Source organism: Sphingomonas sp. BK235 (assembly GCF_004345855.1).
In the GTDB taxonomy this organism is placed as follows: Bacteria; Pseudomonadota; Alphaproteobacteria; order Sphingomonadales; family Sphingomonadaceae; genus Sphingomonas.
Window position 1 is genome coordinate 87,345 of record NZ_SLXN01000004.1, and the last position, 12,690, is coordinate 100,034.

Below are 12,690 nucleotides of genomic sequence, written 5' to 3' on the forward strand. Positions count from 1 at the left end.
CGTCAGCGCGCGGTCGGCTGCGGGTCGAGCCGCACCGACAGCGCGGGATCCCACACGGTGTAGGTCTTCTTCAGGAACACCGATTCGATCACCCCGATGGCGACGCCGTAGAGGCTGAGCACCGCCGAGGAGGCGAGCGACAGCGGCTTGGCCTGGCTGACCTCGCCGATCACCAGCAGCAGCGCGCCGAGCAGCACCAGCCCGCCCGCGATCGCCCAGCCGAACGCCGCCGCCACCCCCAATGCCGCACACAGCGCCGCGCCCGCGACGAAGAAAGGCATCAGCCATTTCATCGGCCGGTGCGACACATAAGCGTAGAGCGGCAGGAAGCGCATGCGGCGCAGCTGCGGCCACATCGCGCGGTGGACGTTGAGCGCCTGGCACGCGATCCGCTGCTTGCGCCGTTTCTCCTCGTTCGCGCCGGTGGCGCTGCGCTCATATACCTCGACGTCGTCGGCGCTGACGATTCGCTTGCCCGCGATCAGGATGGTGAGGCTGAGGAACAAATCGTCGATCAGGTGCGGCGGCGGCGGACGGTGCAGCGCGCGGCGCATCATAAACATCGCGCCGTCGCAGCCGATCAGGCCCATGCGATCGCTCTCGATGCGCTTGATCTGCTCCTCGCGCTGCCAATAGCCCGAGCCCAGCGCCGCGGTCGCAGTCTCGTCCGAATTGGAGTAGATCAGTCGCGCGGTGGCGCAGCCGACGCTGGGGTCGGCGAGCCAGCGCGCCAGCCGCGTCGCGACGTCGACCTGGCTCTCCACGTTGGCGTCGGTGAACAGGATATAGTCGCTGCGGCTGCGCGCGACGAGCAGGTTCATCCCGAAGGTCTTGCCCGCGCGCTCGGCGCCCACCACCAGGTCGATGCGATCGGCGTAGCGCTCGAGGATCGCGACCGTGTCGTCCTGCGGCGCGTCGGCATAGACGTGGATCGTGGCGGGGCCATAGGCCTGCGCCACCTCGATCAGCCGCTCCACCTTGGCGGCGATCACGTCCTGCTCGTTGTACGCGCTCATGCAGATCGCGAGCGAGGGCGGCGGCGACGACAGCGTCGCCACCGGGGCCGCCGGCCGCGCGCGCACGAACAGGCGCAGGCTGAGCGGATAGGTCAGCAGTGGATGCACCGCGCACGCCAACAGCACCGCGGTCCCCACCATGGCGAGAACGATTGACGTAACTATTGGAAGCCGCCCCGACTAAGTGACCGCATACACTGGTCCGTGGCGCGCAGATTGTGACCAGAGCCCCCCCGATGCAACGGAAAAACCAAGACTTACCATATCAGAACAGGACATCGTGCTGCACCGCACCATATTGACGAGCCGCGACCATCACTGATAGGTATCCGCGCCGTTAACGGGGAGCAGTGTCGGTGCGTATCACAGCCTTGTGGGGTTTGATCCTGCTTGCCAATGCGGGAGTCGTCTCGGCGCAGACCGGGCCGGCCACGGCGCCTGCGCCGGTCGCTTCGGCGGCGTCGCCGGCCTATCTGTTAGGCCCGGGCGACAAAGTGCAGATCGCGGTCTACGGCGAGCAGGAGCTCACCGGCGAGCAGCTGGTCGGACCGGACGGCAGCGTGACGCTGCCGCTGATCGGCCGCGTGATCGCCAAGGGTCGTTCGGTCAACCAGGTGTCCGAGGACATTCGCGCGCGGCTGGCGGACGGGTTCGTGCAGAATCCCAGCGTCGCGGTGACGATCGTCGCCTATCGCCCCTTCTACATCCTGGGCGAGGTCAACACGCCCGGCCAGTATGAATATGCGCAGGGCATGACGGTGCTGTCCGCGGTGGCACGCGCCGGCGGCTTCACCTATCGCGCGAAGAAGGGCGAGGTGTTCGTCAAGCGCGAGGGTGACTCGCGCGAATATCACGTCAAGGTCACCAACGACCTGCTGATCCAGCCGGGCGACACGATCAGAGTCGGCGAGCGCTACTTCTGATGCGCCGCGACATCCAGCGCGCGCCCCGCCCGCGCCATGCCGCCGCAGTGGCGCTGCTCGCCGCGGGCATCGCCTGGCCGGGGATCGCGGGCGCGCAGGTGTTCGGCCAGCTGCTCGACTCCGAGATCCCGCTGACCACCCAGACCGGGCGCAACCAGGGCGTGCTCGATCGCGCCAAGCCCGAGCTCGCGCCGATCGGACTGCCGCTCGGCAGCTTCCGCATCTATCCCGACGTCACCGGCGGCGTCGGCATCACCACCAACGTGGTCGGTGCCACCGAGGACGCGCGGTCCGACACCTATGCCGCGATCTCGCCGCAGGTCGCGATCCAGAGCGACTGGGGCCGGCACTCGCTGCGCGGCGTCGTCAACTACAGCGGCGTGCGCTATCGCTGGACGTCGCCGCGCGACGAGGACGGCTTCCTCGCGGAGCTGAGCGGCCGGCTCGACGTGGTCGGCGACACGCAGATCAGCGGGGCCACCTCCTATCGCCGCACTTATGAGAGCCAGCAGGAAGCCAACTTCCCGGTCAACGGTGCGGGCTCGGTGGCGGTGGACCAGGCGCGCGGCATGCTGCGCGCGGCGGTGGTCACCAACCGGTTGCGCTGGACGTTCAACGGCGACTTCAACAGCTTCCGCTACAATGACACGGTCAGCACGACGGGCGCGCGGCTCAACCTCTCGTTCCGCGACCGCGACGTGTACCGCGGCACGGTGCGCGCGGAATATCAGCTGAGCCCCGACAATTCGATCTTCGCGCAGGGCACCTATCGCAAGACCGACTATGTCACCACCAACCCGCTCGACGATCGCACCAGCGACGAGTGGCGCGGCGGCGTCGGCGCGATCGCCGACGTGACCGACCTGCTGCGCATCGCGGGCGGCCTCGGCTATTTCCGTCGCACCTATGCCAGCCCGGTGTTCGTGCCGATCGGCGGCCTCGCGATCGACCTGCGCGCCGATTATTATCTGTCGCCGATCACGACCATCTCGGCAGTGGTGTCGCGCCAGCCCGAGGAGGCCGCGATCCGCGGCTCGCCGGGCTATATCGCGACGCGCGGCGGGATCCGGGTGAACCACGAGCTGCTGCGCAGCCTCGTCCCCTATCTCGGCTTCGATTACTTCACGGGCGACTTCAAGATCATCGACCGTAACGACCGGGGCGTGATCGCCACCGGCGGGTTCGAATATACGCTCAATCGGCGGTGGGTGCTCAGCCTCGATTCCACGTACAGCTCGCGCCAGAGCTCGGGAACGCAGCGCGGGCCGGGAATCAACGAGTTCCGCGCGCTCACGAGCATGAAGTTCAGGATTTGACCCAGGGCGATGCCATCATCGGTCCCAGCAAGCGCAGGTAGGTAATGAATCAGGAGACTATCCGTGACCCTGGGCAGCAGGATCTCGCCGGGCTGTTCTCGCGGCTGAAGCGGCACCTGCCGATCAGCATCGCGATCGTCGCGGCGATGCTGGTGCTGGCCTATGTCGGCACCAAGGCGATGACCCCGAAATATACCGCCACGGCGCAGCTGCAATATGCGCCGAGCGAGACGCTGGCACGCGACGCGGGCACGGGCGGCACGCGCTCCCAGGGTGACCAGGAGCGCGAGGCCGCGATCAGCTCGCAGCTCCAGATCGTCAGCTCGCTGCCGGTGGCCAAGCAGGTGCTGCAGGACAAGGCGGTCGCCAACAACGCGCGCCTGCGCGAGATCGCCAAGTCGATGGACCCGACGGGCCAGTCGGTCGACGCGCTCGCCTCCGCGCTGCTCGCCAACGTGTCCACCGCGCGCGTCGGCCAGACGCCGCTGTTCACGATCAACTACACCGACAGCAACCCGCTCGACGCGGCGCGCATCGCGAACGCTTTCTCGCGTGCCTATCTCGTCGTCCAGGCGCAGCAGAAGGCCGGGACCGAGGACGGCGGCAAGACCGACGCCAGCAAGCAGCTCGAGCTGCTCGCGCAGCGCACGCGTGACGCCGATGCGGCGGTGGCGGCCTATCGCCTGCGCAACAACATCGTCACCGATCCCAACGCGGTCAACGCGGGGATCGACCTCAACACGATCAACAGCGAGCTGGCGGGCGCCCGCGGCGAGGCGGCGCAGGCCGCGGCGCGCGGGGCGGCGAGCGGCAGCACCGTGATCTCGGGCGGGGTCGACACCACCGCGCTGTCGAGCCTGCGCCAGCAGCGCGCCGAGGCGGCGCGCGACCTGGCCGGGCTGAGCGCGCGCTACGGCGACCGCAACCCGCAGGTGATCGACGCGCGCCAGCGCGTGTCCGAGCTCGACAAGTCGGTCGAGCGCGAGATGGCGAGCGTGTCGCGCAGCGTCCGCGCCGAGTCCGACGCCGCCAGCGCCCGCGCCGCGTCGATCGCGAGCAGCCTCGCGCAGACGCAGGGCCGGCTCGCCTCGAACGTCCGCGCGGGCGTCGAGCTCGCCGAGCTGCAGCGCAAGGCGGACGCGTCGCGCCAGCTCTACACGAACCTGCTCGCCACGGTCGGCCAGCAGAACACCAACCTCGCGATCGTCCAGCCCGACGCGCAGATCATGGTGGCCGCGGTGCCGCCGATCGCCCCGTCGTCGCCGCGGCTCGCGATCAACCTGCTGGTCGGCTTCGCGGTGGGCATCGCGATCGCGCTGGCACTGGCCTATCTGCGCGAGCGCTGGTCGCAGACGATCAACACGATCGACGACATCCAGCGCCTGCTCGGCGTCGACTTCCTCAACTCGATCCCGACGCTCACCTCGGCGATCGACAAGCCGCGCACCAAAGACGCGGCCGAGGCGGTGATCCTGCACCCGATGTCGTCCTATGCCGAGGCGTTCCGCAGCCTCGCGACCACGCTGATCTTCGACGCGCGCGAGGCGCAGACCGAGGGCGGGCGCGTGATCGGCGTCACCTCCGCGCTGCCGCGCGAGGGCAAGACGACCACCACCACCTCGATGGCGCGCGTGCTGGCGATGGCCTCGACCAAGGTCGCGATCATCGACGCCGACCTGCGGCGCCGCTCGGTGACCCAGGCGATGTGCCCTGACGCCGCGATCGGCTGGACCAACGCGCTCAACGGCGAGGCGACGCTGCGCGACGTGATGGTCACCGACCAGACCGGCGCGGTGATCCTGCCGATCACGCCGGGCGCGGAGAAGAGCCAGCGCATCTTCGAGACCGAGGCGTTCAAGGACATGCTCGCCACGCTGCGGCGCGAGTTCGAGGTGATCCTGATCGACACCGCGCCGGTGCTCGCGGTGGTGGACACGCGCACGATGATCCCGCAGCTCGACTCGCTCGCGCTGCTGACGCACTGGCGCCGCACCCCGGTGAAGGCGGTGCGCGCCGCGCTCCACCAGATCGAGACGGTCGGCGGCTCGGTCGCGGGCGTGGCGATGACGATGGTCAACCTGAAGACGCAGGCGCAGTCGGGCTATGGCGACGCGTCGTACTACTACACCGACATGAAGGAATATTACGTCAGCAACTGACGACGCCGCGGCGCCGGCGCAGGCCGGCGCCGCGCGTCGTCATCCCGAACTCGTTTCGGGATCGCCGTCGAGAGAGACGGAGCGTTGCCCTTCCACGTCACCCCGGACGTGTTCCGTCCATCCCGCCGCGCACTTCGCGCTTGAAGCGTTTGCGGGACGGTGGATCCCGGAACAGGTCCGGGATGACGAAGAAAGCAATTCCCGTTCATTTTTCCGGGGAACGTTTCCCCATCACCACCGCCCCGACGAGGAGGACCGACCATCCCGGCGCAACGCCTCGAACGCGCGATGCGCACGCTGGCCGCGCCGCTCGAGCGCCGCGTCGGGGCCGCCGCGGCGCCGCGGCTCTACGCGCTGGTCGACCAGGGCACGTCGGGGCTCGGCAACATCATCGCCTTCGCGCTGCTCGGCCGCGCGCTGGCGGTGACCGACTTCGGTTCGGTCGGCATGATGATCGGGCTCCACTACGTCATCTCGGGCTTTCACCGCTCCGCCGCGGTGCTGCCCTTCACCACCGACCACCGCGCCGACCACGACCCGCGCGCCGCGCACGCCGAGAACAGCGACTGGTGGTGGATCGCGCTCGTGCTCGCGCTGGCGCTCTCGGCGGCGACCGCGCTGGTCGGCGGCGCGGTCGCGCTGGCGGCGCGGCGCTGGCCCGAGTGCGGCTGGGCGGTCGAGCCGCTGCTGCTCACCGCGCTGATCTCGCCCGCGATGCTGGCGTGGGAGTTCGCGCGGCGCTGGCTCTACAAGATCGACCGCGCCGACATGGTGGCGCTGTGCGCGACCGCTTATTTCTTCATGCTCGCGCTCGCCGCGCTGATGGCGGGTCGGCTGGGCCTGGGCGCGCCCGGCGGCGCGCTGGCCTGGGTGCTCGCCAGCCTCGCCGCGCTCGCGCTGGCGCTGCCGGGGCTCGCGCCCGCGCGCGCCGACCGCGCCGGGGTGCGCGCCTTGGTGCGTCGCCACCGCGCCGAGTCGAGCTGGCTCGCGGCGACCAACCTCCCCTATTCGGTCTACAGCACCGCCTCGATCGTGGTGGTGATCGGCGTGCTCGTCGGACCCGTCGCCGCCGCGCTGTTCACCGCGGCGCGGACGCTGACCAACCCGGCGATGAGCATCGTCTCGGCGATCGACTCGATCGACAAGCCGCGCGCCGCGCGTGCGTTCGCCGCCGAGGGACTTCCCGGGCTTGCGCGCGTGGTGCGCCGCTCGCGGCTCACCATCGCGCTGGCGACCGGCCTGTATCTCGCGCTGGTCGCGCTGTTCGCCGCGCCGCTGGTCGCCCTGGTGTTCCACGGGCAATATGACGGCTCGGCCGCCAACGTGCGGCTGCTCGCGCTCGGCTTCTTTCTGTTCGGGCTCAACCTGCCGTCGGAGACGCTGCTGATCGTGCGTCGCGCCGGGCGGACGATGCTGGCGATCCGCTGCGTCACCGCGGCGCTGACCATCCTCGGCCTGTGGTTCGGCGGGCGCCACGGCGTCGCCGGCATGGCGCTCGCCTTCGCCGTGACCCAGGCGATCAACCTGCTGCTGCTGCGCGCCGCCGAGGCGCGCCACGCGCGAGAGACCTTGGCATGACCGATATCCGCTACTCGATCGCGATCCTCACCTACGCGCGCGAGCCGATCCTCGCCGAGGTGATCGAGCGGCTCGCCCGGCATCTCGCCGGGCGCGCCGATTATGAGCTGATCGTGATCGACAACAATGTCGAGCGGATCGATCGCACCGCGCAGCTCGCCCCGTTCGCGCATGCGGTGCACCTGTGGGACGGCGTCAACAAGGGCGTGGTCGCGCGCAACCTCGCGTTCGAGCGCGCGCGCGGCGAGGTCGTCGTGCTGCTCGACGACGACGTGTTCGTCGAGACGCCCGACTTCCTCGACCGTTTCGGGGCGCTGTTCGACGCGACGCCGCGGCTCGGCGCGGTGACGATCCGCAAGCACGTCCGCGGCGAGACCCGCCCCCGCCCCGACCTGATCCCGCACACCGACAAGTCGATCGACCTGACCCGGCCGTTCGACACCTTCCGCTTCGTCGGCGGCTGCGTGGCGTTCCGCGCCGCGACGATCGCGGAGACCGGCGGCTTCCTCCCCGATTTCTTCTACGGGCTGGAGGAGATCGAGCTCTCCTACCGCATCATCGATCGCGGCTGGACGATCCGCTACCAGCCCGACGTGGTGTGCGAGGAGCTGGAGCATCCCGCCGGGCGCAAGCCCAAACGGCTGGTGCAGTCGGACCGGCTGACCAACAAGTTCATCATCAGCTATCTGCGCATGCCCTCGCCGTACGTGTGGGTGAATTTGATCGCCTTCCCGCCCTATGCCTATGCCTTCGCGCGCGGCGAGATGGACGTGGTGCGCGCGATGCGCCAGTTCGTGACGTGGCTGCGCCGCCGCGACCGCCCGGCGCGCGCGCCGATCGGCAAGGCGGCGCGACGCTATATCCGCGACTGCGGGGGGCATCTGTGGCGGTGAGGGGTCATACTGATCCTCCCCTGCAAGGGGAGGTGGCAGCGCGGAGCGCTGACGGAGGGGTGACCCGGCCGGCGAGCGCGCACGCCATCGCCATCCGCGACACCCCTCCACCAGCCTGCGGCTGGTCCCCCTCCCCCTCCGGGGGAGGACCTGACGTCACTCACCCGGAGACCCGCCGATGACCGCGCCCGCGTTCCCGCCGCTCGGCCTCGGCTGTGCCAAGATGGGGTCGTTCAACAATCCCAGCACGCTCGCCGACAGCGTCGCGCTGATCCAACTCGCGCTCGACTTGGGCGTGACCCTGCTCGACACCGCCAACATCTACGGCCAGGGCGACAGCGAGCGCGCGATCGGGCGCGCGCTGCGCGGCCAGCGCCACCGCGCGCAGGTCGTCACCAAGGCGGGCAACGCTTTCTCCGCCAAGATGCGGCTGATGCGCCCGCTCAAGCCGCTGCTGCGCGCGGTGCTGGCGCGGCGCCAGATGGGCGCGGCGGTGACCGCGCAGCGCGCCGGCGCGATGCGCACCGACTGGAGCCACGCCGGGCTGCTGCGCGAGCTCGACGGCTCGCTGCGCCGGCTGCGCAGCGATCACGTCGACGCCTTCCTGCTCCACAGCCCCGACGCCGCGACGATCGCGCGCGGCGAGGCGGTGGGTGCGCTCGCCGAGGCCAAGACATCGGGGCGCGCGCGGCTGGTCGGCATCGCCTGCGACGACCTCGCCGGGCTCGACGCCGCGCTGGCGAGCGGGGTGACCGAGGTGCTCGAACTGCCGTGGGACGTGATCGCGGCGATCGCCGAGGACGCGCGCGGCGCGGCGATCCGCGCGCGCGGCATCCCGGTGATCGCGCGCGAGGTGCTGCGTTTCCAGCCCGGCGTCGACGCCGCGGCGGCGGTGCGGCGCGCGCACGCGTCGCCGCTGGTCGCCACCACGCTGATCGGCTCGCGCCAGCCCGAGCGCGTGCGCGCGCTGGCGGCGGCGATCGGCGAGGGGCGGTAACATCGAGACGACCCCACCTCGTCATGCCGGGCTCGACCCGGCATCCATCGTGCCCCGGGCGCCTCGGCCGGTGTGTACGCGGCACCCTGGATCCCGGCTCAAGGCCGGGATGACGAACGGGATAGAACGGTTCGAACGTCCCACGGCGGCATCGACGGGAAGGACAGAAGCATGAAGATCGCGTTCGTCGGCTGCGGCTATGTCTTCGACATCTACATGCGCACGCGCTGGGCCTATCCCGAGATCGAGATCTGCGGCGTCTACGACCGCGACGCCGCGCGCGCGCAGGTGGTGCACGATCACTACGGCTTCGCGCTCTATCCCTCGCTCGAGGCGCTGCTGGCGGACGCGCGGGTCGAGGTGGTGATCAATCTCACCAGCATCGCCTCGCACGAGGAGGTGACCCGCCGCGCGCTCGAGGCGGGCAAGCACGTCTATACCGAGAAGCCGATCACCACCGAGCCGGCGCGCACCCGCGCCCTGTTCGAGCTGGCCGAGGCCAGGGGCCGCGTGCTCGCCGCCGCGCCGTGCAACCTCTATTCCGACGCGGTGATGACGCTGTGGAAGGCGATCGCCGACGGCGCGATCGGCCGCCCCGTGCTGGTCTATGCCGAGCTCGACGACAATCCCGCACACCTGATGCGGCTCGACACGGTGACGAGCCCGACCGGCGCGCCTTTCCCTTATGCCGAGGAGCTGCAGGAGGGCTGCACCGTCGAGCATATCGGCTATCACCTCGCCTGGCTGTGCGCGCTGTTCGGCCCGGTGCGCGCGGTGACCGCTTTCTCGACCTGCCTCGTTCCCGACAAGAACACGCCCGAGCCGCTCCACCCCGCCACCACGCCCGACCTCTCCGTGGCGTGCCTCGCTTTCGATGGCGGCGTCGCCGCGCGCGTGACGTGCAGCTGGGTAGCACCGCGCGACCACCAGATGCGGGTCATCGGCGAGGCGGGTGAGATCAGCGTCGACAACGTCTTCCACGACCAGTCGCCGGTCTTCCTCGAGCGCTTCTCGCGCGTCAGCCTCAGCGCGCGCAAGGCGTATAGCGCGCGCAGCCAGCCAGCGATCGGGCGGCGCTTCGGCATCAAGGGACGGCGTCTGGCGCTGGTGCGGCGCTGGAAGTCGCACGCGGTCGAGGCCGAGCGCGGCGTCGGCAACTCGCCCAAGCACAAATTGGTGAGCTGGCTGCGCCGCCGCGAGGTCTACGCGCAGGACAAGATCCTCGGCATCGCCGAGATGGGCAAGGCGCTGGCGGAAGGGCGCCCGCAGCTGATGGGGCCGGATTTCCTCCTGCACCTCAACGAGCTGACGATGCTGGTGCAGGACGCGGGCGCGCGCGGCGCGACCGTGGTGCCGAGCACCAGCTTCGCCCCGCTCGCGCTGCCCGCCGAGCTCGCCGACGCGCCCGATTATCGCGCCGGCTATCGCGCGCGCCTCGCCGAGCGCACCGCCGCGAGCGCGGTCGAGCGGATGCACCGGCGCTGAGCCGGGACGGGACAGTGCGCGCGGTGGGGCGCCGATGGACACGATCGGAAACTTCCGTGTATCGGAAAGCTTAGCCAGTCATGGAGGGCGGTGGCGGTGAGTGAGGGTTCCGACGACGGCCGCCGCGCGCCACCGGCGCTCGACCAATTCGGCATGCCGATCAAGGGCGGCGCCGCGCCCCAGCGCCGCCGCGTGCGGCGCAGCGGCAGCGGCAGCGGCACGGACGGCAGTGGTGGCAGCGGTCGCGGCGGCGCGGCGGACGAGCCCGACACGCGCGAGCAGGAAGCGACGCAACAGAAGGTCGTCTTCGGCGTCTTCGCGGCGATGCTGGTCGGCATCACCGTGCTGCAGAAGATCGGCTATGGCCCCGACGGCGCGATCATCCCGGTGATCCTGCCGATCGCGCTGGTGGCGCTGGCGGTGGGCGTGCTGTTCGCGCGGCCGGTCTTCCGCCCCGAGCGCGCGATCCTGTACCTCGCCGTCGTGGTCACCTCGGCGCTCAGCACCGTGCTGTTCACCCGCACCTTCTCGATCAGCAGCATCGGCCTCTATTTCCTGCTGTACCTGCCCTTCCTGGTGGCGTTCGACACGACCCAGGAGACCTATCGCCGCTGCCTCATGCTGTTCAGCAACCTGATGCTCGGCTTCGCGGTGATCGTGTGGATCCAGCATGCGATTCAGTTCACGATCGGCTGGCAATATTGGCCCGACCTCGACGAGCTGGTGCCCAGCGCCTATCTGGTGCCCGAGTTCCTCTATATCCAGCCGATCCAGTTCGGCATGAAATATATGAAGCCGTCGGGGATCACCTTCCTCGAGGTGTCGTTCATCTCGCAGTTCATCACGCTGGCGCTGATCATCGAGCTGCTGTTCCTCCACCGCATGATGCGCGCGGTGTTCCTCGGCGCGACGCTGTTCGCCACCTTCGCGGGCACCGGGCTGGCGCTGTTGCTGGTGGCGCTGCCGATCGTGTTCACGCGGATGAACATCCGCACCTTCGTCACCGTGCTCGCCACCGCCTTCATCGCGCTGTTCGTCGCGCTCCAGCTGCAATGGTTCGACATGGTGGCGAACCGCATGGGCGAGTTCCAGAAACAGGGCACCAGCGGCAGCTCGCGCTTCGTCGAGCCGCTCGACCGCGTCCGTCGCGCGCTGCTGGAACCGTCGGCGATCTTCTCGGGCGTCGGCCCGGGGCAGATCGAGCGCGGCGGCAACACCTTCTGGTGGCCGATCGTCAAGGCGGTGGTGGAATACGGGCTGATCCAGGGGCTGCTGCTCTATGCCTTCCTGCTCTTCTCGATGTTCGACCGCACCCCCAGCCGGCCCTTCGCGATCATCCTGATCCTGTGGTATTCGTTCGAAGGCACGCTGCTGACCCCGCTCAACCCGATCGCGCTGGTGATGATGTCGTCGATGTTCATCCTGCGCGACACGCCCGCGCCGGCGCGCCGCGCGCGCAGCGGTGCGGCGGCCGCCGCGACCCCGGCGACGGCGTGACCGCGATGCCGCCACTGACCGACCGGCTGACCTATGCCGTGGGCGACATCCACGGCCGCGCCGATCTGCTCGCCCGGCTGCTCGACCAGGTGCGCGCCGATCGCGCCGCGCGCGCGGTGCCGGGGCGCGCGCTGATGGTGTTCCTCGGCGATTACGTCGACCGCGGGCCGCGCTCGCGCGAGGTGATCGACCAGCTCATCGCCTTCGCCGAGGACCCCGCGTTCGAGAGTCGCTTCCTGCTGGGCAACCACGAGGACGCGATGCTCGACTATCTCGACGGGCGGATCAGCGGATTGGGGTGGAGCAAACACGGCGGCGACACCACGTTGCGCTCCTATGGCGTGACCCCGCCTGCGGAGGAATCGCGCACCGCCTGGGCGGCGCGGCGCGACGCCTTCCGCGCCGCGGTGCCGCCGGCGCATCGCGCCTTCCTCGAGCGGCTCGAGCTGTCGGTGGTGCAGGATCGGCTGCTGTTCGTTCATGCCGGGATCCGTCCGGGCGTGGCGCTGGAGCAGCAGGACAAGCGCGATCTCCTGTGGATCCGCCGCGAATTCCTCCAGGCCGAGCGGAGCGACGGCTGGCTGGTGGTCCACGGCCATACCCCGAAGGAAGAGGCCTATGCCGGCCCGGGGCGGCTCTGTCTCGACAGCGGCAGCTACCTGAGCGGGCGACTCACCGCGGCGGTGTTCGACGGCGCCGAGGTGACGCTGATCGAGACCCACGGCCGCGCGCCGCGGCCCTTCCCGGTGCAGCTGGCGGGCTGAGGCTCGACGGGTGCGGACTCGGATAGGGATTGAACCGTCGGCCGTCTGATCTGCCGCTGCTT

Annotated in this window: 10 protein-coding genes; 9 read left to right on the forward strand and 1 reads right to left on the reverse strand. The window is 70.0% G+C overall.

Features of this window, described 5'->3' with window-relative positions:
* Positions 1-2: 2 nt before the first annotated feature.
* Positions 3-1,124 (reverse strand): glycosyltransferase, encoded by a 1,122-nt coding sequence (locus tag EV292_RS12300; protein ID WP_165927093.1) that lies wholly within the window; start codon positions 1,122-1,124, stop codon positions 3-5.
* 248 nt (positions 1,125-1,372) lie between these two features.
* On the opposite strand from EV292_RS12300, the gene EV292_RS12305 reads away from it, so the two are divergent.
* From EV292_RS12305 to EV292_RS22645, 9 genes are all read left to right on the forward strand, one after another.
* Positions 1,373-1,939: a polysaccharide biosynthesis/export family protein gene (locus tag EV292_RS12305; RefSeq protein WP_243693748.1), complete on the forward strand. Its 567-nt coding sequence runs from the start codon at positions 1,373-1,375 to the stop codon at positions 1,937-1,939.
* Positions 1,939-3,255: an outer membrane beta-barrel protein gene (locus EV292_RS12310; RefSeq protein ID WP_132909521.1), complete on the forward strand. Its 1,317-nt coding sequence runs from the start codon at positions 1,939-1,941 to the stop codon at positions 3,253-3,255. Before EV292_RS12305 ends, EV292_RS12310 begins: the two co-directional genes overlap by 1 nt.
* Positions 3,256-3,299: 44 nt before the next feature.
* Positions 3,300-5,414: an AAA family ATPase gene (locus tag EV292_RS12315; RefSeq protein ID WP_132909522.1), complete on the forward strand. Its 2,115-nt coding sequence runs from the start codon at positions 3,300-3,302 to the stop codon at positions 5,412-5,414.
* Between the two features lie 288 nt (positions 5,415-5,702).
* The gene (locus tag EV292_RS12320) at positions 5,703-6,992 is read left to right on the forward strand and encodes a hypothetical protein (RefSeq protein ID WP_132909523.1); all 1,290 of its coding nucleotides are present in this window, start codon (positions 5,703-5,705) and stop codon (positions 6,990-6,992) included.
* A complete protein-coding gene (locus EV292_RS12325) occupies positions 6,989-7,885 on the forward strand; it encodes a glycosyltransferase (RefSeq protein ID WP_132909524.1) in 897 nt (298 codons plus the stop codon). Before EV292_RS12320 ends, EV292_RS12325 begins: the two co-directional genes overlap by 4 nt.
* Before the next feature lie 178 nt (positions 7,886-8,063).
* A complete protein-coding gene (locus EV292_RS12330; protein ID WP_132909525.1) occupies positions 8,064-8,882 on the forward strand; it encodes an aldo/keto reductase in 819 nt (272 codons plus the stop codon).
* Between the two features lie 171 nt (positions 8,883-9,053).
* Entirely contained in the window at positions 9,054-10,367 is a 1,314-nt protein-coding gene (locus tag EV292_RS12335) for a Gfo/Idh/MocA family oxidoreductase (protein ID WP_132909526.1), read from the forward strand.
* A 96-nt stretch (positions 10,368-10,463) separates the two neighbouring features.
* Entirely contained in the window at positions 10,464-11,864 is a 1,401-nt protein-coding gene (locus EV292_RS22640; protein WP_165927094.1) for a hypothetical protein, read from the forward strand.
* A 5-nt stretch (positions 11,865-11,869) separates the two neighbouring features.
* Complete coding sequence (locus EV292_RS22645; RefSeq protein ID WP_165927095.1) at positions 11,870-12,628, forward strand: metallophosphoesterase family protein; 759 nt, start codon at positions 11,870-11,872, stop codon at positions 12,626-12,628.
* Positions 12,629-12,690: the final 62 nt, after the last annotated feature.

What these genes read in the sequence shown, in the direction of transcription:
- EV292_RS12310 (WP_132909521.1), top strand. Translation starts at nt 1,939, where the DNA reads ATGCGCCGCGACATCCAGCGCGCGCCCCGCCCGCGCCATGCCGCCGCA.
- EV292_RS12315 (WP_132909522.1), top strand. Translation starts at nt 3,300, where the DNA reads ATGAATCAGGAGACTATCCGTGACCCTGGGCAGCAGGATCTCGCCGGG.
- EV292_RS12320 (WP_132909523.1), top strand. Translation starts at nt 5,703, where the DNA reads ATGCGCACGCTGGCCGCGCCGCTCGAGCGCCGCGTCGGGGCCGCCGCG.
- EV292_RS12325 (WP_132909524.1), top strand. Translation starts at nt 6,989, where the DNA reads ATGACCGATATCCGCTACTCGATCGCGATCCTCACCTACGCGCGCGAG.
- EV292_RS12330 (WP_132909525.1), top strand. Translation starts at nt 8,064, where the DNA reads ATGACCGCGCCCGCGTTCCCGCCGCTCGGCCTCGGCTGTGCCAAGATG.
- EV292_RS12335 (WP_132909526.1), top strand. Translation starts at nt 9,054, where the DNA reads ATGAAGATCGCGTTCGTCGGCTGCGGCTATGTCTTCGACATCTACATG.
- EV292_RS22645 (WP_165927095.1), top strand. Translation starts at nt 11,870, where the DNA reads ATGCCGCCACTGACCGACCGGCTGACCTATGCCGTGGGCGACATCCAC.